This window comes from Paenibacillus amylolyticus (genome assembly GCF_050990605.1).
Classification (GTDB): domain Bacteria; phylum Bacillota; class Bacilli; order Paenibacillales; family Paenibacillaceae; genus Paenibacillus; species Paenibacillus amylolyticus_H.
Genome location: NZ_CP158832.1, coordinates 4,567,539 through 4,592,573, shown reverse-complemented (window position 1 = coordinate 4,592,573; position 25,035 = coordinate 4,567,539). Strand labels below are relative to the sequence as shown.

The 25,035-nt window shown below is 45.1% G+C and carries 25 protein-coding genes; 16 read left to right on the top strand and 9 right to left on the bottom strand.

Going from position 1 to position 25,035, the window contains the following annotated elements; all coding sequences use genetic code 11:
* Positions 1-108: 108 nt before the first annotated feature.
* Both ABTV53_RS20425 and ABTV53_RS20420 read left to right on the top strand, forming a co-directional pair.
* Positions 109-1,563 carry a glycoside hydrolase family 68 protein gene (locus ABTV53_RS20425; protein WP_433745803.1) on the top strand — a complete coding sequence of 485 codons (1,455 nt, stop codon included), beginning with the start codon at positions 109-111 and terminating at the stop codon, positions 1,561-1,563.
* Between the two features lie 79 nt (positions 1,564-1,642).
* Positions 1,643-3,199, top strand: coding sequence for a glycoside hydrolase family 32 protein (locus ABTV53_RS20420; RefSeq protein WP_433745800.1), 1,557 nt, complete (start codon positions 1,643-1,645; stop codon positions 3,197-3,199).
* Here ABTV53_RS20420 and ABTV53_RS20415 read toward each other — a convergent pair.
* Positions 3,196-4,074: a LysR family transcriptional regulator gene (locus ABTV53_RS20415; protein ID WP_433745798.1), complete on the bottom strand. Its 879-nt coding sequence runs from the start codon at positions 4,072-4,074 to the stop codon at positions 3,196-3,198. The two genes, ABTV53_RS20420 and ABTV53_RS20415, sit on opposite strands and share 4 nt — an antisense overlap.
* Positions 4,075-4,213: 139 nt before the next feature.
* Here ABTV53_RS20415 and ABTV53_RS20410 point away from each other — a divergent pair, with 139 nt between their 5' ends.
* On the top strand, positions 4,214-4,753 hold the full coding sequence (locus tag ABTV53_RS20410) for a YbhB/YbcL family Raf kinase inhibitor-like protein (protein WP_433745795.1): 540 nt from the start codon (positions 4,214-4,216) through the stop codon (positions 4,751-4,753).
* Between the two features lie 217 nt (positions 4,754-4,970).
* Here ABTV53_RS20410 and adhP read toward each other — a convergent pair whose 3' ends face one another.
* The 3 genes from adhP to ABTV53_RS20395 all read right to left on the bottom strand — a co-directional run bounded on the left by adhP (position 4,971) and on the right by ABTV53_RS20395 (position 8,167).
* Positions 4,971-5,987, bottom strand: coding sequence for an alcohol dehydrogenase AdhP (gene adhP, locus ABTV53_RS20405; RefSeq protein ID WP_433745792.1), 1,017 nt, complete (start codon positions 5,985-5,987; stop codon positions 4,971-4,973).
* Positions 5,988-6,175: 188 nt separating this feature from the next.
* Positions 6,176-7,147: a phosphotransferase family protein gene (locus ABTV53_RS20400; RefSeq protein ID WP_433745789.1), complete on the bottom strand. Its 972-nt coding sequence runs from the start codon at positions 7,145-7,147 to the stop codon at positions 6,176-6,178.
* 246 nt (positions 7,148-7,393) lie between these two features.
* Positions 7,394-8,167, bottom strand: a complete 774-nt coding sequence (locus ABTV53_RS20395; RefSeq protein ID WP_433745787.1) for an SDR family NAD(P)-dependent oxidoreductase — start codon at positions 8,165-8,167, stop codon at positions 7,394-7,396.
* Positions 8,168-8,293: 126 nt separating this feature from the next.
* Here ABTV53_RS20395 and ABTV53_RS20390 point away from each other — a divergent pair, with 126 nt between their 5' ends.
* Both ABTV53_RS20390 and ABTV53_RS20385 read left to right on the top strand, forming a co-directional pair.
* Complete coding sequence (locus ABTV53_RS20390) at positions 8,294-9,121, top strand: helix-turn-helix transcriptional regulator (RefSeq protein ID WP_433745784.1); 828 nt, start codon at positions 8,294-8,296, stop codon at positions 9,119-9,121.
* Between the two features lie 87 nt (positions 9,122-9,208).
* Positions 9,209-9,571 carry an imm11 family protein gene (locus tag ABTV53_RS20385; RefSeq protein WP_433745781.1) on the top strand — a complete coding sequence of 121 codons (363 nt, stop codon included), beginning with the start codon at positions 9,209-9,211 and terminating at the stop codon, positions 9,569-9,571.
* Between the two features lie 92 nt (positions 9,572-9,663).
* Here the strand turns inward: ABTV53_RS20385 and ABTV53_RS20380 are convergent, their stop codons facing one another.
* On the bottom strand, positions 9,664-10,242 hold the full coding sequence (locus tag ABTV53_RS20380) for a TetR/AcrR family transcriptional regulator (protein ID WP_433745778.1): 579 nt from the start codon (positions 10,240-10,242) through the stop codon (positions 9,664-9,666).
* A 390-nt stretch (positions 10,243-10,632) separates the two neighbouring features.
* Here ABTV53_RS20380 and ABTV53_RS20375 point away from each other — a divergent pair, with 390 nt between their 5' ends.
* The 3 genes from ABTV53_RS20375 (at position 10,633) to ABTV53_RS20365 (ending at position 12,216) form a co-directional block, all read left to right on the top strand.
* A complete protein-coding gene (locus ABTV53_RS20375; RefSeq protein ID WP_433745776.1) occupies positions 10,633-11,280 on the top strand; it encodes a lysostaphin resistance A-like protein in 648 nt (215 codons plus the stop codon).
* A gap of 251 nt (positions 11,281-11,531) precedes the next feature.
* Positions 11,532-11,705: a hypothetical protein gene (locus tag ABTV53_RS20370; protein ID WP_433745773.1), complete on the top strand. Its 174-nt coding sequence runs from the start codon at positions 11,532-11,534 to the stop codon at positions 11,703-11,705.
* Positions 11,689-12,216 carry a hypothetical protein gene (locus ABTV53_RS20365; RefSeq protein WP_433745770.1) on the top strand — a complete coding sequence of 176 codons (528 nt, stop codon included), beginning with the start codon at positions 11,689-11,691 and terminating at the stop codon, positions 12,214-12,216. Before ABTV53_RS20370 ends, ABTV53_RS20365 begins: the two co-directional genes overlap by 17 nt.
* A gap of 253 nt (positions 12,217-12,469) precedes the next feature.
* Here the strand turns inward: ABTV53_RS20365 and ABTV53_RS20360 are convergent, their stop codons facing one another.
* Both ABTV53_RS20360 and ABTV53_RS20355 read right to left on the bottom strand, forming a co-directional pair.
* On the bottom strand, positions 12,470-13,315 hold the full coding sequence (locus ABTV53_RS20360; RefSeq protein ID WP_433745767.1) for a sulfurtransferase: 846 nt from the start codon (positions 13,313-13,315) through the stop codon (positions 12,470-12,472).
* 63 nt (positions 13,316-13,378) lie between these two features.
* The gene (locus ABTV53_RS20355) at positions 13,379-14,323 is read right to left on the bottom strand and encodes a DMT family transporter (RefSeq protein ID WP_433745765.1); all 945 of its coding nucleotides are present in this window, start codon (positions 14,321-14,323) and stop codon (positions 13,379-13,381) included.
* A 228-nt stretch (positions 14,324-14,551) separates the two neighbouring features.
* On the opposite strand from ABTV53_RS20355, the gene ABTV53_RS20350 reads away from it, so the two are divergent.
* From ABTV53_RS20350 to ABTV53_RS20340, 3 genes are all read left to right on the top strand, one after another.
* Positions 14,552-15,454, top strand: a complete 903-nt coding sequence (locus ABTV53_RS20350) for a polysaccharide deacetylase family protein (protein WP_433745763.1) — start codon at positions 14,552-14,554, stop codon at positions 15,452-15,454.
* Positions 15,455-15,491: 37 nt separating this feature from the next.
* A complete protein-coding gene (locus ABTV53_RS20345; RefSeq protein ID WP_433745760.1) occupies positions 15,492-16,145 on the top strand; it encodes a YkyA family protein in 654 nt (217 codons plus the stop codon).
* Between the two features lie 142 nt (positions 16,146-16,287).
* A complete protein-coding gene (locus ABTV53_RS20340) occupies positions 16,288-17,178 on the top strand; it encodes a hypothetical protein (protein ID WP_433745757.1) in 891 nt (296 codons plus the stop codon).
* A 206-nt stretch (positions 17,179-17,384) separates the two neighbouring features.
* Here ABTV53_RS20340 and ABTV53_RS20335 read toward each other — a convergent pair whose 3' ends face one another.
* Together ABTV53_RS20335 and ABTV53_RS20330 are read right to left on the bottom strand one after the other, a co-directional pair.
* Positions 17,385-18,557 carry a mannitol-1-phosphate 5-dehydrogenase gene (locus ABTV53_RS20335; protein ID WP_433745754.1) on the bottom strand — a complete coding sequence of 391 codons (1,173 nt, stop codon included), beginning with the start codon at positions 18,555-18,557 and terminating at the stop codon, positions 17,385-17,387.
* Positions 18,558-18,604: 47 nt separating this feature from the next.
* Entirely contained in the window at positions 18,605-19,273 is a 669-nt protein-coding gene (locus ABTV53_RS20330; RefSeq protein WP_017687123.1) for an HAD family hydrolase, read from the bottom strand.
* A 503-nt stretch (positions 19,274-19,776) separates the two neighbouring features.
* Here ABTV53_RS20330 and ABTV53_RS20325 point away from each other — a divergent pair.
* The 5 genes from ABTV53_RS20325 (at position 19,777) to sigK (ending at position 24,586) form a co-directional block, all read left to right on the top strand.
* Complete coding sequence (locus ABTV53_RS20325; RefSeq protein ID WP_433745751.1) at positions 19,777-20,703, top strand: ADP-ribosylglycohydrolase family protein; 927 nt, start codon at positions 19,777-19,779, stop codon at positions 20,701-20,703.
* A gap of 26 nt (positions 20,704-20,729) precedes the next feature.
* Positions 20,730-21,989: an MFS transporter gene (locus ABTV53_RS20320; RefSeq protein WP_433745748.1), complete on the top strand. Its 1,260-nt coding sequence runs from the start codon at positions 20,730-20,732 to the stop codon at positions 21,987-21,989.
* Positions 21,990-22,393: 404 nt separating this feature from the next.
* Positions 22,394-23,341: an alpha/beta hydrolase gene (locus tag ABTV53_RS20315; protein ID WP_421892734.1), complete on the top strand. Its 948-nt coding sequence runs from the start codon at positions 22,394-22,396 to the stop codon at positions 23,339-23,341.
* A gap of 233 nt (positions 23,342-23,574) precedes the next feature.
* Positions 23,575-23,757, top strand: a complete 183-nt coding sequence (locus ABTV53_RS20310) for a hypothetical protein (RefSeq protein WP_249912092.1) — start codon at positions 23,575-23,577, stop codon at positions 23,755-23,757.
* 130 nt (positions 23,758-23,887) lie between these two features.
* On the top strand, positions 23,888-24,586 hold the full coding sequence (sigK, locus tag ABTV53_RS20305) for an RNA polymerase sporulation sigma factor SigK (RefSeq protein WP_090915017.1): 699 nt from the start codon (positions 23,888-23,890) through the stop codon (positions 24,584-24,586).
* The last annotated feature ends 449 nt before the right edge of the window (positions 24,587-25,035 follow it).

Sequence of the window (25,035 nt, the reverse complement as noted above, 5' to 3'; positions counted from 1 at the left end):
CAGGCAAGACCTAAAAGTCCGTTGGGAGTGGTGTATCCACCATGCCCTAGCGATTTTTAGGTCTTTTTCTGTTTTTCAGAAAAAATGACAAGAGAGAGGGAAAAATCAATGAATATTCAGAAGCTTGTGAGAAGAGTGACCGCAGTAACGTTTGCTACAGCACTATTGGCAGGTGGGGGAGTTTCGGCTTTAGCCAAAGAAAAGAAGTCTGACTACAAAGAGAGTTATGGTATCTCGCATATTACACGTGCAGACGCTTTGAAAATCCCTGAGAAACAAATTAAAGCACAATTCAAGATTCCTCAGTTTGACGCTTCTAATATCCAAAATATCCCTTCCGCAAAAGGATATGATGAAAATGGAAACGTCATCGACATGGATGTGTGGGATACCTGGCCGCTGCAGAATGCGGATGGTACTGTAGCAGACTATCATGGTTATCAAATCGTCTTTGGTTTGGCGGGTGACCCGGATCGGGGATGGGACACATTCATCTATATGTTTTACAAAAAAGCAGGAGACACATCCATTGATGCCTGGAAAAATGCAGGCAGAGTGTTCAAAAACACTGACAAGGACGTCCCGAATGATCCAATTCTGAATCTCCAGGCAGAGGAATGGTCCGGCTCTTCTACACTGACTGCTGATGGTCATATTCGTCTGTTCTACACCAATCGTCATGGCTGGGATCCGGCCAATGGATTTTACGGTAAGCAAACCCTGACGACTGCTCAGATTAATGTCTCCGAACTTCCAGAGGACACGCTCAAGGTCGACAGTGTTGAAGATTTCAAGTCGATCTTTGATGGTGACGGAAAAATGTATCAAACAGTCAATCAGGCTTTCAGCGGGGGGGATTTTTCCGACAATCATACGTTGAGAGATCCTCACTATGTGGAAGATAATGGTCGTAAATACCTTGTTTTCGAAGCCAATACGGGAACAGAAATGGGCTATCAGGGCGAGGATTCATTCAATAACAGAGCCTTCTACGAGGGAAGCAAGAAGTTCTTCCAGGCCGAGAGGGAGAAATTGCTGCAAAGCCCTAATAGGAAGCTGGCCTCCCTGGCCAATGGCGCTCTGGGGATCATTGAATTGAATGACGATTATACCTTAAAACAAGTGATGAAGCCGCTGATTGCATCGAATACAGTAACAGATGAAATTGAACGCGCTAATATTTTTAAGTTGAATGGAAAATGGTATTTGTTCACGGATACAAGAGGAGCCAAAATGTTTGTGGATGGCATTGATGACGAAGATATCTACATGCTGGGCTATGTATCTGATTCTCTGACAGGACCTTACAAGCCGTTGAATGGTACTGGACTTGTATTGCATCAAGATCTGGACCCTAAGGATGTAACCTGGACTTATGCACATTTTGCTATTCCGCAGGTTCAAGGCAATAACGTAGTGATCACCAGTTATATGACCAACCGAGGAATGTTTGAAGATCATCGTTCTACCTTCGCACCAAGTTTCTTGGTGAATATCAAAGGGTCCAAAACATCCGTAGTGAAGAACAGCATTCTGACACAAGGACAATTGACAGTGGAATAATCAAATTCCACAGAAAGTCTGAAGAAAGAAAATGTCGATATCTATTGGCATTTTCTTTTTCATAAACGAGGTATCTGTGATGAATAACAAAACCAGAAAGAAAATGGTCATATGGTTTACTGTCTGTGGTATGATCACGCTCGCTTTCACTATCATTCCGATCCTGAGCCAAAGCGGATGGCCTACCGAGGATACGGGAATAGCCTCTCCTAGGGAGAGTCTAAGAGCTAGCTTTCATTTTACAACGCCAGACAAGTGGAAGAACGATCCCCAAAGGCCGATATATCTGAACGGGAAATACCACTACTATTATCTGTATAACGGTGATTATCCCACAGGCAATGGTACGGAATGGCGGCATGCAACATCGGTCGATCTGGTCCATTGGAAGGATGAAGGCGTGGCAATTCCCAAATACACGAACCGGAACGGTGATCCATGGTCAGGCTCCCTGGTTGTGGATGCGTCAGGTACAGCTGGTTTTGGAAAAGGGGCGCTTGTTGCCATTATGACACAGCCTTCTGCGAGCAGTGGACAGCAGGAACAATTCTTATGGTACAGCACCAATCAAGGGAAAACGTTTAAGCCTTATGGAGATCGACCGGTGTTAAAGAATCCGGGACAAAAGGATTTCAGAGACCCTAAAATCATCTGGGATGACCGATCCCGAAAATGGGTTATGGCTCTGGCTGAAGGAACGAAGATTGGATTCTACGAATCGGCTGATTTGAAAAATTGGCGATATACCGGAGGCTTCTTCACGGAAAACGTGGGTTTGGTGGAATGTCCTGATCTATTTCTGATGCGGGCAGATAACGGAACCTCTAAATGGGTGCTCGGCGTAAGCGCCAATGGCAGGTCCTCAGGACAACCCAACACCTACGCTTACTGGACCGGAAGCTTTAATGGCACAGAATTTGTTCCGGATCTTCATGAACCACAATGGTTGGACTATGGCTTCGACTGGTATGGAGGAGTTACATTTGAAGATGGGGCAAGCAGTGACAAATCCAGTCACCGCTACGCATTCGCCTGGATGAATAACTGGAACTATGCCAACAATACGCCGACACTGCAGGAAGGTTACAACGGCATGGATTCCATTGTTCGTGAAATTAAACTTATTGTATCCAAAACGGGCCAGTATCGACTGATCTCAAGACCGATTGAGTCACTGGAACAAGCGGCAGTCTCGAAGTCTGCCTTCAAACCGATTACAGTGAAGGGATCTCATGCACTTCATGTGAGGGGAGATTCCTATCAGCTTGAGGCTGATATATCGTGGACAAAGGTCAACAATGTTGGATTAAGGCTTCGGGAATCCAACGACCAGAGCCGACATGTGGATACCGGCGTCAATGTAGAAGGCGGCTATGTCTATGTGAACCGTGCATATACCGGGAATCCTGACAGGAGTGGCCAAGACTTGGAGAGTCAAGCGGCATATACTCCCGAGAAGAACAAGGTTCATCTCAAGATTCTGGTAGACAAGACCAGTATCGAGGTCTTTGTTGATGACGGTTCATTGGTGTTATCCAATATCATTTTCCCCCACTCCAACGACCGTGGAATCACGCTATATACTGAAGGGGGGACGGCAGTATTTAGCAACCTTCAGATTAAATATTTTGATTAATTGGCGGCCTCCTGTACTTTACGAATAAACGTTCTACCGGCTTGCCCCAGGAACTTGTCAGCCCGATACACGATGCCAATATCTCGTGTGGGTGTAGGCTCAACCAGATTGATTATATGATAGAATCGGTCATCCCAGGTTTGCAAAAGCGGCTTGGGTAAAACGGTCCCGCCAACATTATTTTTCACTAATCGCATCAATGAAATCATGGCTGACGTTTCGATAATGGGGTTTAAATCAAAGCCTTGGTTCTCGCAATAGGAATCTATCAACTTGCGGCAATGATGATGATCAGGAAACATCACGAGACTCAAATCTTTAAGTTCCTTCAAGTATATTTGCGAGCGTCCCGCCAATTCACTGCTTTTTGATACGGCTACTGAAAATTGTTCTGTATATAAAGGCAAATGGACAAGCCTGTTGTCTTCGATAACAGGAACTGTAGTAATTCCGATATCGATGTTTCCCTCCAGCACCTCCTCGACAATTCGATTGGAATCCTGAATCAGGAGCTGGATATTCGGAAACTCTTGATGGAATTCAATCATGGCTGGTGTCAAAAGTTCATCCACATCACACGGTAGTACTCCCAAGACTAATTTTCCTCGTTGCAGCGTGCGCAAGTCGTTAATCGCATCATAAGCATAGTTCAGGTTTCTGAAAATTTGATTGCACTGTTCATAAAGAATCTGTCCTGCTTCTGTTACTGCAATTCGCTTGCCCATCCGATCAAACAGGGGAGTCCCGATCTCATCCTCTAACGCTTTGATTTGCTGACTTAACGTTGGCTGTGCAATGTTTAACAGTTCAGCTGCTTTCGTGAAATGTAACTGTTCGCAAACAGCTTTAAAAGCCTCCAGGTGCCTCAGTTCCATTTTTGTCTCTCCAATCATTCGAAATCACAATGATTATAATTCGAACTATCTATTTTTACAATGATTTAATGTTTGATATACTTCGAAGCAAGGAACGGCCGTCTCCTGAATATAAGCCCATATCACTTGGAGGTTCAAAATGAAAAACGAGCAAAATAATCCGTTTGCAAGATTGCCTGAAGTAGCCAGCTTTAATATGACAAGTTCGGATATCTCTGAAAATAATGTATTATCCACTCCACAGCTTTCCGGAAAATTTGGGGTAGAAGGCGGACAAGATATTTCACCTGAATTGAGATGGTCCGGCGCACCGGTAGGGACAAAAAGTTACGCAGTTACGGTGTATGACCCCGATGCTCCAACGGGATCAGGATTTTGGCACTGGTCTGTCTATAATATCCCCGCTAACGTGACAGTATTGGCAACTGGAGCAGGAAGTGAGGAGGGCACTGGTTTGCCTAATGGAGCTATTCAATTGAAAAATGACGCCTCGTTTACAGGTTTCATTGGTGCTGCACCGCCCGTTGGAGATGGACCGCATCGTTACTTTTTTATCGTTCATGCTTTGGATGTTGAGGATATAGGTATTACGGCTGATGCAACACCTGCTTTTCTAGGCTTTAACATGCTTACTCATACTTTAGGAAGAGCAGTGATCATGGCAACGTTTGAAAGATGATCATCGTCTTCATAAAATAAATTTAAGAAGTATTACTCCACATCGTTGCATACCAAGTCGCTATTTTAGCGACTTAGTATGCGGCTCTGACTGTAGGGTAACAGGACAAAAAAACAGACTATGATTTATAATCATAGCCTGTCAGCGTTCAGGACATTGGTTACCTAAAGCTTCACCTGGTCCCCGGGTTACAATTGGATCTGATATTCTGGTCTCATTACTTAGTAAAATCAATGACCATGCGTCCCTGGATTTTGCCTTGTTCCATCTCCTTGAAGATGTGGTTAATGTCTTCAAGCGGACGTTTGCTTACGATGGGAACGACTTTGCCTTCTGCGGCAAACTGGAAAGCCTCCTTCAAGTCTTCCCGCGTGCCAACCAAGGAGCCGATGACTTGTATACCGTCGAGAACGAGGCGTGGAATATCAAGATCCATCTTGTCCGTCGGAAGTCCTACCGCGACGACCCGAGCGCCTGCTTTTACAACATCGATGGCTTGATTAAAAGGCGTTTTCGCAACAGCGGTAACTACGGTTGCATCCAGTCCATACCCGTTTGTTAACTCTTTGGCTCTGGAGACCGGATCGTCCTTCAAGCTGTTAACCACATGGTCAGCACCGACCTTCAGCGCCGATTCCAGTTTGTCTTCATTGATGTCAAAGGCTATGACTTTGGCATTGAACACATGTTTTGCATACTGCACAGCCAGGTTACCCAAACCACCGATGCCGAAAATACCGATCCACTGCCCTGGTTGGATATTGCTTACTTTTACCGCTTTATAGGTGGTAACTCCGGCGCAAGTTACGCTGGTTGCAGCAGCAGGATCGAGATTATCCGGTACCTTTACCGCATAGTCGGCCGTAACGATGCATTGTTCCGCCATTGCGCCATCTACCGTGTAACCTGCATTCTTGACCACACGGCACAGCGTTTCCCGCCCGGTCAAGCAATACTCGCAGTGACCGCAGCTTTTGAACAACCAGGCAATGCTGACTCGATCGCCGATACTTAGGTTGGTTACCCCTTCCCCTAATTGAATGACTTTTCCAACGCCTTCATGACCGAGAACCCTGCCCGTAACGTCACCAAAATCGGCATTTTTTACATGTAAGTCCGTGTGGCACACTCCGCAATATTCAGTTTGAACGAGCGCTTCGCCATGTTTGAGGGGGCGAAGTTGTTTTTCCTCTACACTGACCCTCTTGTCCTTTGTCACAACTGCAGCTTTCATCTGGAAATCTCCTTTGATTAACAATTCTGCTGATTTTGTACTTGGGCGAAAGTATTACACTCCCCATATGATTCGAATTTGGTTCTGAAAATATGCAAGAAATTGCCCATAAGCTAGAAGCTGAACGGACGAAGAAATGGTAATGCAGCCTGTCACATTTATATCCATATTCATGTTTATTGTTCTTATCACATAAGCATCTGAACTGCACATCTGGCATGATACTCCGCGAGACCTCTAGCGAATTGCTGATCGGGGAATTGTCTGTGAAGCAGTTTCAATCCACCTGATGTCAAGGATAGATGATGGCAAAATCGATAAAAGTTCATCCGCTCCGGGTCGAGATCGTTATTTACTAAATCGTGATAAAAGTCTCCAAATCGAAACTCCAGAAAGCTATGCTCATATTCGAGATCAAAGAATTCTGCGCCCTCAATATCAATAAGACATGGTTGCATCGCATGATCTATCCATATATGATCCGGACCTAGCTCTCCATGAATGAAACTATAGAGATCTCTGGGTTGAATTGCTGCTTCCAACTCGTAAAGTTTCTCAAGCAGCCTTTCGTTATTTTTCCTGATATCTGTCATGTGTTTGGATGCATAGGATAAAGCTGTTTGGGCATCCAACCGCTGAACTTGGTAGCATGGCCCAGCCTTTTTGCTTTTATCGTTGGCGTTTCCATAAGCGTTCCTTTGGATTCCATGCATATTAGACAACATATCCCTGATCCGTTGAAATAACGCATCCCGATCTTTGTGATTTTTATGCTGGAAATAGGCCTCGGCCTTCTGTCCATCCACATACTCAACAAGAGCAAAATCATAAGCGTGCTGATCTCTATCGCTATTTAGGTCATACAAGGTCGGCGTTCGAATTCCATGTTGAGCGAGAAAGCGAGTATTCAAAGAGAAAAGTTCGCTGCCAAAGGAACTGTGGAAAGTGGGGTCATTCAAGATCTCTTGCTGAAAATAGTTGCTGGAAATATCCCAAACGTACAGCATACAAGTGAAACCATTCGTGCAGTCAATTTTGTAAATGACTTTTTGTGCGCCTCCATGTATTCTTGTACTCTGCGTTATGAGGTAACTGGAATCAAATACATGTTGTACATACTCCTGTAATTCTTTACGAGTAAGATGGTTGTTGGACATCATTGATTTATGCTCCGTTTCAACTGTATTTTGCCGGCCAGCTACCTAAATATATAGAATATTTTTCCAAAAATATAGACTGTTTCTTTTCGATCTGTTAAAGTGTTGATTAAGGTCTGTATATTTCCTATGTATATCAAAGCAAGGGGCAGGGTACTCACGCTAGTGAGTGACCCGGCCCCTATTTTGCATGCAAGTTGACTCTCTATCGACATCAATTAAGACACTCAGACCGTAGCCACCGAATCTCTATACACTAAGTCCACCGTCTACAGGCAATACTACTCCGGTAACAAAAGAGGAATAATCACTAAGCAACCAAGCGGCTGCGTTAGCAATCTCAATAGGTTCGGCCGGACGTCTGAGAGGTGTCTTAGCACTAATTTGTTCAATGATGTCAGGGTTAATAGAAACCCACTGCTGAATCATATCCGTCATTGTGGTTCCCGGAGCAATGGCATTAACCCGGATACCCGCTGGCCCATATTCGACCGCAGCCGTTTGAGTCAGACTGTTTACCGCTCGTTTAGATGCCCCGTACGCTCCCAATCCCGGATTCCCCTTCAGACTACCCACACTGCTGGTGTTCACAATAGAGCCTGACCCCGAAGTCTCCATTATAGCTTTAATCTGGGCTTTCATGCACAGCCAGACGCCTTTATAATTTACGGACTGAATCAGATCGAAGTCTTCTTCTCTTTCATCCACCAGCGATGATACTGTGACCCCGACGCCTGCATTATTAAAAGCAGCATCCAGACGACCATATCGTTCCACTGTAGCTTTAACAGCTTCTTCAACGTTGCTTATATCTGACAGATCGGCTGTAAAATATGCTGCATCTCCGCCCGACGCCACAATTTCATCCCTGATTTTACGCAACTCAGACTCGGTTCTTGCGACGAGCATTACAGAAGCTCCTTGTTGTACAAACAGCCTTGCTGCCTCAGCTCCAATGCCTCGCCCTGCACCTGTAATCATCACTACCTTGCTCGCCAACATTTGTCCTGCAATGGTTGTCATATTCATTCTCCTTGCCTGGAATTGTTGATCTCATCAACTGGCTTAAGTATACTTTGACTATTAAATGGTCACGAGAACCTGCTTCATGGTGGGTTTGCGAGTGATAGGATAAGGGGGAGGTTTTACTTGAACGACAGTGAGCGCCGTTTAGCACTAGGTAATTTCTTAAGAGATTTACGCGCCTCTCTTTCTCCCCTTGATGTCGGCCTTTTGCCTGGCAATCGTCGTCGCACACGAGGCTTGCGGCGAGAAGAAGTCGCTGGGATCGCCAACATAGGACTCTCATGGTATACACGCCTTGAGCAAGGTCGTGATATCCGTCCGTCGGTAGGTGTACTGGAAAGCTTGGCTTCGGCACTCAAGCTGACGCCCAATGAGCGAAGACATCTCTTTCTGCTTGCTGGAGAATCACTGCCTCCTCAATCGACTATTATTGAAGAGAGCATCAGCTCGTCCATTCAGGACATGCTGAATGAATTGAATCCTAATCCGGCCTATGTCATCGGGAAAAAGTGGGATTTTCTCGCTTGGAATAAAGCGGCAGATGCTGTATTTACGATTAATACGGTATCACCTCCGCATGATTATAATCTGATGTGGCGGCAATTTACGGATCCTGTGTGGAAAGAGGGATCGGAGAATTGGGAGAGTGTCTCACAGAGAATGATTGCCGAGTTTAGAACGTCAAGAGCACGCTATCTGAACGATGATTCGTTCGACAAGTTAATCGAAGATCTGAAGAGGACAAGTGCTGATTTTACAAGGATGTGGCAGTATCATGAAGTGCCAAGCTCCCTTGACGGCTACAAGAGGCTTCTTCATCCCACTTTTGGCGTTGTTGAATTTGAGCATATCACCCTTCAATTTCCCAATGAACCAGATCAGCGAATCATGATTTATATGCCTCATCCAGCAACAAAATCCCGTTTACAGCATTACTTTACGAACGAGTAGACAAGCGTAAAAATTTGAAAAGACTTCATTCGGAATGGAGACATCGTTCTTTGAACTATTATTTTCTGGAATCTCAATATCCGGCTGTTGGAGGAAGCCAATACAAACGCACAGTTTATTCCGACAACGGTATGTTACCACGACGGTCGTATGGTGGAAGAAACCTATTGGACTGCACATCAGCTTGATCGTCTGGATGTTTTCGATTATGAACATTCGGAATATGGGCGCAAAGCGGTCATTGCTGCATCTGTACAACAGCCTCCGCGTAAGATCGTCAAAGTTGTATCTCGGATCTGCCTTCATGAAGAGCGAATTGGCGAGCATGAATTTTTCATGCTGGATTATATCCATATCTTCAAACCCATTGTTTCAAAAGATTTTTACGAAGTATGCCGAAAGCATAAGCTGAATCTGAACGTGACAGAAGTTGAACATGTAAGCATCTAAAATGCTACATGAATCTAATGAAAGCACAGAGAAGCCCGCGCAAAACGTGGGCTCTTTAGTCTTTACTTATCCACGATTACGCGTCAGTTCCTTTAACCTATAATCCAATGGATGTAGTCTTGTATCATTTCTTTGCTTCGTGTTCGATTTATTTTATCCGGCTCGAGATACAAATTGAGAGCCATCCCATTCATAAAGGCATACAGTTTTTCCTGTTCCTTCTCTTCATCGGTAGTGCGCAGAAGACCTTCATTTTTCAAGTACGTAATGCAGTTCCTGATTGCGTTTTGCAGGTCCTCATAGTTGGCATCAAACCCTTTTTGCGTTTTTCCATAGCTTACAAATGCAAACCAAACCTCCATTTCCAATAATGTTTGTTCATCCGTAGGCACTAGCTCAAGCAAGTATTCAACAATTCTTTCTTGAGGCGCCAGTTCTTTTGCATTCAGATTCTTTAGCCGAGTAAGTACCTTTTCTTTAACTAACTCCATTGCAAATGCTAGCAGGCTCTCTTGTTTGGAAAAATAATGTCTTAAAGCGCCTTGTGATAATCCGGCTTCCTTTGCAATTGTTCTTGACGTTGCATGATGAATGCCTTTCTCACTAATGATTTTCCAGGTAGCTTCAGCGATAATATTTTTCATCTTCTCATGGTCCACAATTTTTGGCATACACACAGAATATCATATTATTTAACTCAACTGAAATAAATAGACGCTCAAGATGGGATGTGTTAGAGTTTATTTAACTCAACTGAATTAAAAAAGAGACAAAGGCGACATAGCACTCAAAGGAGGGGAATTGGAATGAATCAGCAATCCAAAGTAATGTTTCCAGGAAGGGGAAAGGCAATCGGCCTAGTATGCATGATAATTATATTTGCTGCCGTATTGTGGTTAGTGTGGACCGGAAACTTGAATATAAGGTACACGGCTGATCGTGAGGAAGTAATCCCAATATGGCATAGTATGTTGCCGGCATTTCTTGGCATTTTTCTAATTCGTATGATTCCTTATAAAAGTCAATATCCCTCGTCTTTCCAACAAATGGAGAAACAGCACGTGGTCGTTCAATCGATTGTATTATTGCTGTCAGGCGTTTTATTTACGGTTTCTCTGATAACGATAGACCAGCAAGGATTACATTTTCAGCTATATTATTTGGCATTCAAGTTGACGACACTATTGTTCATTCCGTTGATTTTATTGCTGATTTATCGCGAAATAACTGGCGGGCAACAAGACATGATCTCGAAAAAGCCTCGCTCTCGCGGATACGTCATTGCACCACTAATCGTTATTGTGGTCTGGTGTTATCTAAAGTTCTATTCCCCAATTGCACAACCAGAAGGAGCAATCACCGCAACCGATACGACAGAATTACTTCTCTTGGTGTTGATTGGTTTTATGATCAATAGCGTATTGGAGGAAGTTTTTTATCGGGTATGGTTGCAGACTCGATTGGAGACTTTGCTTGGAAGATGGCCAGCCATACTACTAGTTTCAATACTATGGTCCATCTGGCATGTCGCCATTCAAGGAAACGGTCAGTGGGATATGGATGTGGCAACAGTGATTGCAAATCATGGGGTTACGGGTCTGTTTCTTGGTTATTTATGGGCCCGCTATCGTAAAATATGGGTGATTATCTTGATTCACGGACTCATGAATGCTTCCCCTTATTTTCTGTGGCAGATCTTGTTTCATTGAGCGGGAAAGGATCTGGTTGGATCAGTCTTCACGTGCATCGATGCCTCTATCTCCTCATAACTAATCCAGTCGCTCCAACTTACTTCATTGTGTTTGTTCAGATCTCTGAAGATCATCAAGTTTAGGAAATGTATTTACGTTTTACACACTTTTTATATGTCATGTATGTTAACGCTATTGCAATTTTATTTAAGTGGCTCATACAATAACTGGAGGCATTCAACAATTAATAGTTTACTGGAGGAAATACAATGAAACGTGTATATCTTTTATTCTTATTAGTTATTGTGTTTACTCTTAGTGCATGTCAAGAGACTGAACGTAATAAAAAGATAAATAAAGAATCAACTGCGGTTTCGGTAGGCGACAACCATACCGAAAATGATAAGGTTTCAGATAGCTTATCGAGTGTCAAAAGAATCTAATGATTCATCTAACTTTTTAACTATAGAACAAAATAATCTGTCAACATTGGATTTCGAGAAAGCATATAAATTATGTACAGAGGCTTTATCAGGATATTATAAGTCCATCTGGAACGGAATTCAGATGGATGTTAGCAAATATATCGATAACCAAAATCTTAGACAGTACACAGAAAAAAAGATCACCTCGCAACATAATTTGTTTCTCAAAAATAATCTTACCTCTAATCAAATAAAAGAGATTAAGATAGGTGCTGAAAAAGTAGATTATGTTGAAGGGCAAAACAATTCATTCTATCTAAAATTAAATGCACGCATTACGAAGGAGGTAGGTACCTATGCTGAACCTACTGAATTTTTAGTGCAAAATCTGAATGGGAAGTTAGTGATTGTAGACTGGTATACCTCTGGAAAGGATAGTTACGATTCCACTATTCGAGGGGGAAATCAAAATATAAATAATCCATATATATGGAACGAAAGAGAATGGGTAGATAAAATTAAACAGTGAATAATACTCATCTATTATTATCAAACCTTACTACAGAAGCCCTTGTTAGCGGGCTTTTTTGTTTTTCTAAAAAAACATAAACTTTGTTAACCTTATATAACCTTTTGATGTACTTGTTTATCTAAAAGCTATATAAAGTCTTTAAAAGGAGATGTTCCTGCTCATCCCTTGATTGTGATTTTACAAGCATAGTAAAATGCCGCCTGAAGCTTTTAGACTCCATGCGGCCGTCGCCTAATTTATACGTTCAAGTTTAAGTCGAGCTATCTTCCCCCGTCGCTACCGGATTCTCATCATAACTAATCCAGTCGCTCCAGCTCCCGGAATACAGCTTCACATTCGTATATCCCGCTTCTTCCAGTGCAATCACGTTCGGGCAAGCCGACACGCCTGATCCGCAGTACACGATAATCGCACCATCCTTGTCCAGCTTACTGAAACGCTCTTCTAACACCCCAGTATCTGTCCAACGTCCATCCCAATCCAACACATCTTTCCAAAAATAATTCACCGCACCCGGAATATGTCCGGCCTTGGCATCAATCGGCTCCTCCAGCCCCGCATAACGGCGGGCATCGCGGGAATCGATCAACACAGCGCTGCCAGTAATCGAGGCTTGTTGCACATCTTGCACACTTGCCAGCATCTGCGGCTGTAGGTTCACCTCAAAGGAAGACGGGATCTGAACAGGCACATCCTGAGTCACGGGGAATTTGGCATTTTGCCAAGCGGAAAAGCCTTCGTCCATGATATACACCTGCTCATGACCGATGTAGCGAAGCAACCACCACAATCGTGAGGCATTCATGCCGCCTTGATCGTCATAAGCAACAATACGACTATTGGAGCCGATGCCAGCTTGGGAGAGACGACTTGCGAGCACAGCCGGATCAGGAAGCGGGTGACGTCCGCCGTTCGCAGATACCGGAGAAGACAGGTCTTTTTCCAAATCGAGATAGACAGCGCCTGGAATATGTCCGGCTTCATAGGCTTGTCTTCCAGCCTCCGGCTGACCGAGCAAGAATCGGCAATCGGCAATGACCACATCCGGTTCATACATTCTGGCGAGCAGCCAGCGCATGGATACAATATTTTTCATCAAAATACACCGCCTTATGAGAGTGGTAAAGTCGTTTAAAACTACGCATTACGAAAAAATACGTTATACCGTGGTAGGTTCTACAGGCCCTTTGCCAGCGATCGGAGCATCGGCAGGAATGGGTTGAGCTTTGGTTTTGCCATATCGAATGAAGATCCATACCCCGAATATAATGACAACCCCGGCAGACATCTGTAAAGCACTGAGCGATTCGCCGAGCAGCATCCAGGCCAGTAAAGAGGAGAATACGGGTTCCCCAAGTACGCCCATGGATACCGTTGTGGCATTCATATATTGAAGCAGCCAGTTGAAGAGGTAATGTCCGAAGATCGTTGGCACAATGGCGAGTAGCAGGAAGATCCCCCACTCTGACGCAGCGTAACCCCCGAACGGATGGCCCATAATCAGATTATATACCGCCAGCGTACAAGCAGCGACAAAGAATACCCAGAAGTTATATGAAAATGCACTAAGTCCCGCTCGCAAAAATTGACCCAGCAGCATATGGACAGCGACTGCAATTGTGCCAAGCAAAGACAGGATATCACCTTGCAGGGCAGTACCTGCCAACTGAAAATCTCCTGCGCCAATGACGATTGATCCAAACAGGGCGATGCCCATGCCGATGATCATCATGCGATTAATTTTGGCTTTGAACAGCCATACCGAACCGGCAAGAATCAGTATAGGCTCCAGCGCGAGAATGACTGTGGAGCTGGCAACACTGGTGAGCCGTAGCGAACCCATCCAGAGCAGAAAATGAAGGGCCAGCATCACACCGGATGCAAGCAGCAAGCCCCACTGGCGTAAGCTCAGACGCATCATCTCGTGTCTGTATTTCCAGACAAACGGGAGCATCAGCAGATTGGTCAAAAATAGACGGTACATGGCAATGACCGCAACATCTGCGGTAGACCAACGTACAAAGATCGAAGAAAAAGAAATGGCGATAATGCCGACAAAGAATAACAGATAGATGGATCTGCCGACACGGTTCAAGCTTGTCATGGGTGTAGCTCCTTCTTGAAGTCTGATGGCGTAAATCACTTCATTATACAGGAGAAGGTAACCGCAGGAAAGATAAAGAGAATGAAGAGATAAGCAGATTGTAACCGGGCTTGTAACTATTCTGTCATTCTCCCGAACCATTTTTCTATTAATCTTCTATATAGAGACATGAAACGAGATAATATACCAATAATCGGGAAAAAATGAAAGTAAGGAAGTGGCATGAAAGTGAGAGTCCAACAAGAGAGAGCGGGAGAACGTGGCAGTATTCCGCCCAGCACAAGTCGCACGAAAACACATAAACGAAGAAAAATCCGGTATGGAAGGATTAGCATAGCTCTAATGCTCCTGGTACTGTTCGTTACCGGTATAACATATATATTCCTTGGCATGACGCATTGGATCAAAAGTGTTGTAGCACCGCCTCCAATGACTGTAATCGAACAGCCCGCCAAGCTTGGCATGATACAAGTTACTCCGGATGCGAAGGAGGAGCCGGTACGGTTCCAGGGTCAGGTTCGCAAATTGGCATACATAACGTTTGATGATGGCCCAACGGAGTATACGGAACAACTGCTGGATATATTGAAGCAGCATGAGGCGAAGGCTACCTTTTTTATGATCGGACGTCAGTTGAATCAGCATCCAGAAGCAGTGAAACGGCTGTTGAAGGAGGGGAGTTATCCCGGGCTCCATAGCATGACGCATAACTACAAAAAGCTGTATAAGAGCGGCAGTTCTGCAAACTTTGTGAAAGAGTTCAAGAAAGAGCAGAAGATGGTGCAAGATCTGATTGGTTTTACACCTCATCTGATTCGGGCGCCTTATGGCAGCAGTCCACAGATCGGGGAAAAGTTCAGAGGTGACATAGCGGCGGCCGGGTTCAAAATGTGGGACTGGACGACAGATTCACTGGATTGGAATCTTCCCGGTCAGCCGGATAAGATTGTGGCTCGCGTGAGCAAAAGTGTACATCGGGATAAGGAAGTGATTCTGATGCATGAGCGGGAGCAGACGGTTCAGGCTCTGCCACGTATTCTGAAGCTGCTCGAAGATCGGGGTTACGAGTTCGAAGTATACGATCCGAATGCACACTGGGTAGCCAATTTTAGCGGAGATAGCCGCTTGTAATAGATCAACAAGATGATGCAAGAGAGGAAGGGCTTGGGTGCTAACGAGTAAAAAAGTAGCGCTCGCAGCAGTAAGTGTATTGCTAATTCTGCTGGCGAGTGGTTGTGGAGATCCGCAGGAGCCTGCGGCAAATCAGGTGAACCAATTGGTGCTCAGCGGTCAGGAGATCGATCAGAGTTTGAAGACGCTGGCCAGTCATGAGCAGGAAGATATGAAGTTGTACAAGTCTATTTTAGACAAAGGCAAGAACAAAAACAGTGATCTTGAAGCACTGCTGGATCAGGCAACAGGTCATATTCATGAACGAAGAATGTTGTTGAAACAGGCGGAAGAGGCTATGAAACAGACCCACGAGCAGACGGTGGCTCTGCGCAGCTCCCTTAAGGAACTATCATTTGAGAACGAAGAAACGTTGGCACAGGCTGAAAAGGTGCTGGATCACTATGAGGCAAGAGCACGTGCATTGGAAAATTTGGTTTCCTCGTATCAGTTGAGTCTGAGTGCAGATGAACAGTTGTATGATCTGATGAGAGAAAGTGCAAAACCTAATCTGGTTAAGATTAAACGAGCCATTCGGGTACGGAATAGCGAATATGCGAAGCTTGCTGAATTCCGAAAGCAATTTAACCTCCAGACCAAAGCATTTAACGGAGCCAATGCCAAACTGGTACAGATGGATCAGGCTAGCTAGGTAGAGGACTACAATAATCGTTCGGACATTTTGCATGATTGAGCTGCCTGTCTCCCGTGTAAGTACTAGTATACAGCCAAGCCAATGGATGAGAAGCAACATGGACAAGCATCATTGCGTATAAGCTAACGGAGGTGTTCATATGCGAAAAGGAAATACAATGAAAGTCAGTGCATCACTCCTGGTTTTACTTATGGGATTCTCGCTTGTGGCCTGTGGGAACAGTAATCCTGCTGCACAGCCACCAGTGAATAACACGGAAGAACAGTCACCAGCACCGGAGCAACAACCGAATGAAAGTGCTGCAATAGAAGCAGAAGGTATTCTGACTGGATGGGCTGATCCGCATACCGTTGAGATTCGAGTGAATGAGAAGCCGATGTCATTCCAGGTGAGCGAAGATCTGCAGAAGTCTCTGGATGATATCGATGACGAAGATTCCGTTCGTTTCAAATATGTAGAGAAAACGATTGATGCAACAACGAAACAGTTGGTACTTACAGAGATCGCAAAGATGGAATCGAGTGATGACAATAACGGTTCCAATGCAGGCGGTACTGTGACGTCCGATCGTCCGAAGACATCAGAGCTGGAAGTGACGGTTGAAGGTATGACCGAGAAGCGCCCTGTAACACTGGCACAAGCGAAAGGTTATTCACTTTATGTGTTCGAACCGATGGCTTTTGACCCGGAAGATCATGAATTAACAATGAAGATTGATCCGGATTATGAGGTAGAGATTGAGAAGCTGCCGGCGAATTACAATCTGGATGCGCTGAAGATGGATGCCAAGGAAGAGTTGTCCGAGACCGGAGAAGTGAAACAATTAACGGCTGAACAACTCAGTAATGGGCCAATGAAGGATGCAAAATTGTACATGATGTCCCAGAATGATAAGAAAACAGAGTATTTTATTGTGAAAGAGCTGGACGGCAATGGTTTTGTTTTCCACATCCATGCACCGATTGGTGAACCTTCGGAAGGTTTCCTGCCCATGGCATACGCATCCCTCAATTCCATTATGAATGAGTAGAAAAAAGATTCCCTAAACAGTGTGTTTCCTTGAAAGAGGAGATGCGCTGTTTTATTAACGTTACTACAATATAGATAGAATGTACCGTGCCCCGTGTATAGACAAAGAGCCGGAAGGAATCATGCTGCTGCATAGGTTCCTCCCGGCTTCTGGGCCTTGCTTCTATTCAGTTTGCAGGATCGAACCAATGCCTTGATCAGTGTTACTTAGGTTAGTATAGTCGATTCTTTTCGCCCTCTGAGTTCCTGATAGCGGGCGATTACATTCTGGTGAACGGGATGTTCATCGGGAATTCCCATGCGTTCACGGATGAAGGCGGAGACGCCATCTTCGCGAATCATGTGTTGTAGCTTCATGGCTTCCTCGTCGCGTTTGTCATTGAACAGCATTGCGGCCGCCATAGCAGAAGTTAAATGGGGAATTTCAATTCCGAATTCAATGGCCTGCAGCGCTGGGCGAACAAGCCGATCATGAGGCGAAAGCTTGCGAAGGGGGGAACGTCCAACCCGGGTGACCTGATCCGTCAGGTTGGGATTGGCGAAGCGTTCCAATATGGTGTCGATATATTTGTTATGTTTTTGAGCGTTGAATCCATGCTTCTGGATGAGCATCTGACCCGTCTCTTCCATAACATGGCGTACCTTGGTCCGAAGGGTAGAATTACTCATAACCTGGCGGATCGTCTTGAATCCTTCGAGATAGCCGAAGTATGCGGCGACACAGTGGCCTGTATTTACCGTAAACATTTTACGTTCGATATAAGGTTCAAGGGAATCCACATAATGGACGCCATCAATTTTCTTAAATCCATCCAGAAGTGCTGGACGGTGAACAACCCATTCGTAAAAAGGTTCAACCGTGACCTGCAGCGGGTCCTTGTGGTTTTGAGCCGGAACAATCCGGTCCACAGCTGCATTGGGGAAAGAAACATAACGTTCGGCTTTTTTGCGAGTTTGTTCATCCAGAAATGGATAGATGCGTTTCTTCAGCCTGGTGCTACCACCGATGGCATTCTCGCAAGCGATGATATGCAGTGGCGCCTGATTATTGTTTTTCATGCGAAGTTGAATGCCTTTGGCGATCGGCTCGGCGATATCTGCGAGTGCAGATACACCCACCGCAGTTGTGATCAGATCGGCTGAAGCGATCTCTTCCGCAACGAGATTCTGCTCACTCACATTGATAGCCGTCACGTTGTTGACAATTGTAGTGTCCTGATCGCTATTGGCAAGTGTAATCGGATATTCCTGTCTCTCTTGAAGCATGGAGATTTTTTTCGGGTTACGTGCGACAAAGCAGACTTCATAGTCGGAAGCGGACAACATATGACCTATAAAACCGCGGCCTATATTGCCCGCACCAAAATGTACAGCTTTCATGTGTGAACTCCCCCTTTAAGGATTAAATCGCGAAATTCGTGCAGACCTTAGACGGTAGTGACGAGTGGCTTCGAAATCAAATCGTTAAAAGTAAGGTCGGTCAAGCAAGACAGCCGTTGGTGAGGCATATCGAATTCCAGTGTTCCTGTGATGGTATTCGAGATGACTACGCAGTGCATACCAGCCGCAGCAGCTGCACGCGCGCCGTTAGGTGAATCCTCAATCGCTACGGCTTCGTCTGCAGTTACTCCAAGGGCTTCAAGCGCTTGATTGTAGAGTTCCGGGTCAGGCTTCACATTGGCAACATCATCTGCCGTACGAATGACTTCAAAATAATCTTTCAGTTTCAATTGTTCCAGATGCTGTTCAACCCACTCCCGTTTGGAGCTGGATGCTACAGCCAGTTTTAGTCCGGCTTTGCGTGCTTCATCAAGGTAATTCTGAATACCCGGACGAACCACCTCTTTGTTCATCAATGCAGCGTGCTGCAACTGAACAGACTCCCTGAACGCTTCCCGATCGATCGGAAGATTCAAATCTGTGATGAGGTACTCATACGGATTAAATGTTTTCAGACTGGTACCGATGCATTGTGAATACATCTCCAGGGTTAGATCCACGCCGTGTTCCTTGTAAGCATCACGAAAAGCAATATACCATGCTGTCTCTGTATCAATAATCGTTCCGTCGAAATCAAACACCAGTGCCTTAATCATAAATTTGTTCCTCCTGTTTCAGAATTAGTTTAGGGATAAAAACAAAATGAAAATTTTCTGCAAATTCATTCCCTGTATTCATTAACCTGCGGGATATTAGTTGACGCAATAATCCGAAAATGAATATTAATTTGGGAAAAAATATGCGTTTGAAGCTAATAAAACCGTAACATAGGACAAACCTAGGGGTCAAGCGCGTTATGATTGTTTACATTGAAAATTTTCACATGTGTGATTTGTTTTCAGAAAATGGTGGACGTTGCAAAACGTTAACCCTTTTGCATGTAAGCGGTATACTGAATAAACAGTTTTTACGGCTCATAAAAATAAAACTTTTTTTATGAAAATTGGATAATCTGGCCGTTCAACAGCTTTCGACACATTTATAATAGAAGAAATGAAGCTTCATTGATTGGATTTTATTAGCTTTACGCCAGATCAGGCCCTGTGGGAGAATGGAAGAAAGATTCTGAAAGTATATGGAGTAAGGGAGGAAGACAAGTATGCTGCAAAAGGACCGCTTTAATGGCTGCTTTATCGGGCTTGCAGCGGGTGATGCGCTCGGAACAACCGTGGAATTCAGTAGCCCGGGCACGTTTGAACCCGTAACGGATATCGTGGGTGGCGGCGTATTCGGGCTGGAGGCTGGGCAGTGGACAGATGATACATCCATGGCTCTATGTCTGGCAGAAAGTTTGGTACGCAAGGCAGGCTTTGATCCTGCGGATCAGATGCGCAGATACACCAATTGGTACAAGGTCGGGTATATGAGCAGTACAGGCGATTGCTTTGATATCGGCGGGGCCACACGAAGTGCCTTGGAGAGGTTTGAGATCACTGGAGAAGACTACAGCGGATCAACTGACCCGATGACGGCGGGCAATGGCTCTATTATGAGGCTTGCACCTGTCGCGATGGCTTACGCTAATCAACCAAACGAGGCGGTCCACTATGCCGGGCTGAGCTCCCGGACAACACATGCTGCAACGGAAAGCGTGGAAGCATGTGAAGTGCTGGCCGCCATACTTGTTGCCGGTCTGCGGGGAGCGGACAAGAGCGTCATGCTGATGCCGGAGACATGCAGACAGTGGAGGAAAGAGGCTTCTTTTTCACCCGCCATTGAAGAGGTTGTTAGGGGGTCATATCAGAGCAAAGAACCACCCGAAATCAAGGGCAGTGGATATGTGGTTCGTTCACTCGAAGCAGCATTATGGGCATTCCATAAGTCGTCGAGCTTTGAAGAAGGTGCGTTGTTAGCTGTTAATCTGGGTGATGATGCGGATACTACGGGTGCGGTGTATGGGCAGATTGCAGGCGCTTATTATGGTCTGAGTGGTATTCCGGCACACTGGCGGGACAAGCTGGCTATGCGTGAAACGTTCGAACAACTAACAGAAGCCTTGTGGTTGAAGGCGACAGAAAATCGTTGATGAAGAGACAGGAGAAGAGAACATCTATGAGCACGACTGGACACAATACAGAATTCAAAACAGAACTAGAGGCTTCGCAGTCCGGTAAACGAGGGGCGTTTCCATTGTCCCTGTTATGCCTGACGATTGGAGCTTTTGCGATTGGTATGACTGAATTTATCATTATGGGCCTGCTGCCCAATGTGGCAACAGACTTGAATGTAAGCATTCCACAGGCAGGACAACTCATCACGGGATATGCTCTTGGTGTAGCGGTAGGTGCGCCGATCTTAACCGTGTTTACACACAAGATTCCGCAGAAAAAACTGCTGGTACTGCTGATGTGCATTTTCATTATCGGGAACGCATTGTCTGTCATTGCTCCGACATATGGTCTGTTAATCTCTGCACGGATATTAACGGCATTTGCCCATGGTACGTTCCTCGGTGTAGGTTCAATCATGGCAACGCGGCTCGTTGCACCCGAGAGAAGGGCAGGAGCGGTATCGGTTGTTCTCGCGGGGCTAACAATTGCCAACATCATTGGCGTTCCGTTTGGTACATTTATCGGGCAACAGCTTGGATGGCGGTCATCTTTCGGGGCAATTACGATCTTGGGCATCATTTCGTTGATTGGCATCATTCGTTTCATTCCCGTCCTCCCGCAAGGTGCACCGGCAAACCTCGGACAGCAATTTCGGAATTTGGTTCGTCCCCAAGTATTGTTGGTTCTGCTTGTTGGCGCGATGGGCTGTGGAAGTCTGTTTGCCGTATTCACGTATATCACGCCGATGCTTGTGGACATTAGTGGTTTTGCCGAACAGAGTGTGACCTGGATTCTGGTGCTGTTCGGGTTTGGTGTTACGTTGGGCAACATGGTGGGCGGTCGCCTGGCGGACTGGAAGCTGATGCCTTCCCTGATCGTCAACTTTGGAATCCTGGCTGTTCTTCTGGCTGCACTAACGCTTACCTTGGAGAATCCATATCTCGCGGTGATCACGATATTCTTCTGGGGTGTTGCGGCCTTTGGGATCATGCCAGGATTGCAGATTCGCATCATGAATATGACCCGTGAAGCGCCGCTGCTGGCGACAACATCAAGTCACTCCGCATTTAATCTGGGGAATGCAGGTGGTGCCTATCTGGGTGGATATGCAATTACCCACACGGGACTTATATCCGTACCTTTATATGCCGCAGTTATTGCCGGATTGGGTTTGCTAGGACTGCTGTTCAGTCTGTTCGTGGAGCGTAAACATCATGGGCCAGAGGTAGTCGAGGTTGCAGAGGCCGTGTCAGCAAGTTGAAAATGAAATCCGTTCACCTCAATTCTTCCGTTGAACATGGAGAGTTGAGGTGTTTTTTTATGTCATGATGAGATCCGGAGTTGGAAGCGAATAGACGGTCTGGTGGTGTGCAGAAGTATACTTTTTTAACTAAAAGGTATAGTTATTTAAGTCTTTTGATGATGTACAAGTCTTGGGAGGTGATATAATAAAGTTGTAATTGGAATTCATTGTAAATTATGGATCGTGGATCTTTACTTCCATATTGGGAAAGGCAAAGCATGGCGGTCCGTATTCATGCGTGGAAAGGAGGAACTTTACTTTAAAATGTAAGGGCTTTCAACTAAGGTTTTGTGTGTATCTGAAAGACCTGTTATGAGGTTTGTACACGGTTTAAAATCATATTCCAAAGGAGATTGATATTGATGAAAAAACGTCTGTCCAAGATTCTGAGTCTCTCCATCACAGCAGCACTCCTTGTACCCACGATGGCGTCTGCAGCCGATATGCAGGAAACGGTAGCTCCGACTCCCATTCAGGCGGTGATTGATCAGGGAGCGACCGGGACCATGGATAACTCGGGGCAAAATGCGCTGGCTAACACGCCGGTTGTGCCTGCACCGCCGGGGTATGATGCGTATCGTAACAATATTCCGCACGGCAATACCAATCTGATCTCCTATTATTCCACTACGGTAGGCAATACACGGAAAGCGACGGTGTATACACCGCCAGGGTATTCTCAGAATAAAAAGTATAACGTCCTGTATCTCTTGCACGGTATCGGCGGGGATGAGCATGAGTGGGTAAACGCCATGAAACCGAAGAACATTCTGGACAACCTGTATTCTGAAGGCAAGCTGTCAGATATGATCGTTGTCATGCCAAATGGCCGCGCCATGAAGGACGACCGTCCAGTTGGTGACATTTTTGCCCCGGACAAAGTGGCTGCATTTGAACGATTCGAGCAAGACCTGCTCAAGGATCTGATTCCTCATATCGAGGCCAATTATCCGGTATACAAAGACAAGAATAGTCGTGCGTTGGCCGGTCTGTCCATGGGTGGTGGGCAGTCGCTTAACTTCGGATTGAAAAATCTGAATACCTTCGCCTGGGTAGGGGCCTTCTCGGCTGCACCGAATACACAATCTGTATCACAGCTGGTGTCCAACCCGGGGCAAGTGGCTAGCCAACTCAAATTGTTGTGGATCTCCTGTGGATCAAGTGATGGCCTGTTATGGGTCAGCCAGAATTTCAAAAACGGTTTGAGCAGCATGAACATTCCGCATACCTGGTATCTGGATGTAGGTGGACACGAACCATCTGTCTGGAACAGCGGCTTGTATCAATTCTCTCAACGAATCTTCAAGTAATAAACCGACATTCCTAGGGATTCTCAGATATCTGGGATTCATATTGGATGCGCTGCAACCTCAGTTCTGTTTCGTACAGAGCTGGGGTTTTTGTTATGTTTTTATAATGAATCAAGTTATCTGAATGGAGCATATAGGGTATTATTAATTTTGGAGATGGGGTTAATGAGAGCGTACGTATTGGTTTAATTTATTATTACATAGGTATAGGTACTGTGATGAAGGAGAGGGATATGATGTTTTATTACAAAGGTGCGTTCCGTGAAACGGACAATGTGATCTATTTTAAAAGTGATGTTTCATTAGCCCAGAATGATGTTGTCCTATTTGGTGAAAAGAAGTATTTTATCGAAAGTGTGGAAAAAGAATTTCTTCTGCTTCAGCGGGTGGGCTCCATCGTTTCTGTGAGTCTGTGAAATCTTCGCAAGATCCTCCCCTTTTTCGAGTGTACGTGCACTTCTGGGCCTCTGCCTACATACAATAGATCGACCCTGTTCCCACACGTGCTCAGGCCAGAACGTTGTAAAACTGCAGGAGGTGTCATCTGTGCCCGGATTGTTTACCGCAATTGCTCTATTCATTAAAGAGTTAACGTTACTCGTCTCGTATGTCAAAAATAATGCGTTCCCCCAGCCACTGGCTGAGGATGATGAAGCCAAACATTTGCGCCTTATGGCTGAAGGCAATGCTCACTCCCGCAATCTGCTCATTGAACACAATCTGCGCCTCGTCGCGCATATCGTCAAGAAGTTCGACAATACGGGTGAAGATCAGGAAGACCTGATTTCCATCGGAACCATTGGTTTGATCAAAGCGATCGAAAGTTTTCAACAAGGCAAAGGCACAAAGCTTGCCACATTTGCCGCGAGATGTATTGAAAACGAGATACTTATGCATCTGCGTTCCCTGAAGAAAACACGCAAAGATGTATCCCTGCATGACCCCATCGGTACGGACAAAGAAGGCAATGAAATCACATTGATCGATATCCTTGGCACAGAAGCTGATGATGTCGTGGATCGGGTACAGCTCAAGATTGAAAAAAGCAAAATTTATCGCAATCTCGACATCCTGGATGATCGGGAGAAGGAAGTTGTGATCGGTCGATTTGGCCTGGAAGCAGGCGGGGAAGAACGAACTCAACGCGAAATTGCGAAGGAACTGGGCATCTCACGTTCTTATGTATCCCGGATTGAGAAGCGGGCGTTAATGAAGCTGTATCATGAGTTTTATAAGCAAAAGTAGTTGTTGAACAGACCAGAGGGCGCCTTTAGCGGGAGCCCTTTTTACTGTGGGAATCCTTAAAATTGAGTCTAAATCGTATCTATTATTTGGGGTTATAACCTGAATAAAAGGATTTTCATTCCTGTTAGAGAATATGTTGTAAATTGACCATTCTAATATATAAGGAGTACATCATAATGAAGCAGCTTTTTCAGAAGATTCCACTTTGGTTTTGGTTCATCTGGATTGTAGGGATGATTATGATCGTGTTCAACTCATTTCATTCGTATTCGAGTGTTATTAACTTGCTTGCGTTATGGATGATTAGTGTTGCTAATGCGATTCGAATTTGGAAAAACGAACGACCATTGGCGATGGCCTTTTTATTCGTTTCCGTACTATGTTTGGTTTATATTTTAATATATTTCATCAGGTATGTATGGTGAACGTGTACATAATCAGAGGTCACC

What these genes read in the sequence shown, in the direction of transcription:
- ABTV53_RS20425 (WP_433745803.1), top strand. Translation starts at nt 109, where the DNA reads ATGAATATTCAGAAGCTTGTGAGAAGAGTGACCGCAGTAACGTTTGCT.
- ABTV53_RS20420 (WP_433745800.1), top strand. Translation starts at nt 1,643, where the DNA reads ATGAATAACAAAACCAGAAAGAAAATGGTCATATGGTTTACTGTCTGT.
- ABTV53_RS20415 (WP_433745798.1), bottom strand. Translation starts at nt 4,074, where the DNA reads ATGGAACTGAGGCACCTGGAGGCTTTTAAAGCTGTTTGCGAACAGTTA.
- ABTV53_RS20410 (WP_433745795.1), top strand. Translation starts at nt 4,214, where the DNA reads ATGAAAAACGAGCAAAATAATCCGTTTGCAAGATTGCCTGAAGTAGCC.
- adhP (WP_433745792.1), bottom strand. Translation starts at nt 5,987, where the DNA reads ATGAAAGCTGCAGTTGTGACAAAGGACAAGAGGGTCAGTGTAGAGGAA.
- ABTV53_RS20400 (WP_433745789.1), bottom strand. Translation starts at nt 7,147, where the DNA reads ATGATGTCCAACAACCATCTTACTCGTAAAGAATTACAGGAGTATGTA.
- ABTV53_RS20395 (WP_433745787.1), bottom strand. Translation starts at nt 8,167, where the DNA reads ATGACAACCATTGCAGGACAAATGTTGGCGAGCAAGGTAGTGATGATT.
- ABTV53_RS20380 (WP_433745778.1), bottom strand. Translation starts at nt 10,242, where the DNA reads ATGCCAAAAATTGTGGACCATGAGAAGATGAAAAATATTATCGCTGAA.
- ABTV53_RS20370 (WP_433745773.1), top strand. Translation starts at nt 11,532, where the DNA reads ATGAAACGTGTATATCTTTTATTCTTATTAGTTATTGTGTTTACTCTT.
- ABTV53_RS20360 (WP_433745767.1), bottom strand. Translation starts at nt 13,315, where the DNA reads ATGAAAAATATTGTATCCATGCGCTGGCTGCTCGCCAGAATGTATGAA.
- ABTV53_RS20355 (WP_433745765.1), bottom strand. Translation starts at nt 14,323, where the DNA reads ATGACAAGCTTGAACCGTGTCGGCAGATCCATCTATCTGTTATTCTTT.
- ABTV53_RS20340 (WP_433745757.1), top strand. Translation starts at nt 16,288, where the DNA reads ATGCGAAAAGGAAATACAATGAAAGTCAGTGCATCACTCCTGGTTTTA.
- ABTV53_RS20335 (WP_433745754.1), bottom strand. Translation starts at nt 18,557, where the DNA reads ATGAAAGCTGTACATTTTGGTGCGGGCAATATAGGCCGCGGTTTTATA.
- ABTV53_RS20330 (WP_017687123.1), bottom strand. Translation starts at nt 19,273, where the DNA reads ATGATTAAGGCACTGGTGTTTGATTTCGACGGAACGATTATTGATACA.
- ABTV53_RS20325 (WP_433745751.1), top strand. Translation starts at nt 19,777, where the DNA reads ATGCTGCAAAAGGACCGCTTTAATGGCTGCTTTATCGGGCTTGCAGCG.
- ABTV53_RS20320 (WP_433745748.1), top strand. Translation starts at nt 20,730, where the DNA reads ATGAGCACGACTGGACACAATACAGAATTCAAAACAGAACTAGAGGCT.
- ABTV53_RS20315 (WP_421892734.1), top strand. Translation starts at nt 22,394, where the DNA reads ATGAAAAAACGTCTGTCCAAGATTCTGAGTCTCTCCATCACAGCAGCA.
- ABTV53_RS20310 (WP_249912092.1), top strand. Translation starts at nt 23,575, where the DNA reads ATGATGTTTTATTACAAAGGTGCGTTCCGTGAAACGGACAATGTGATC.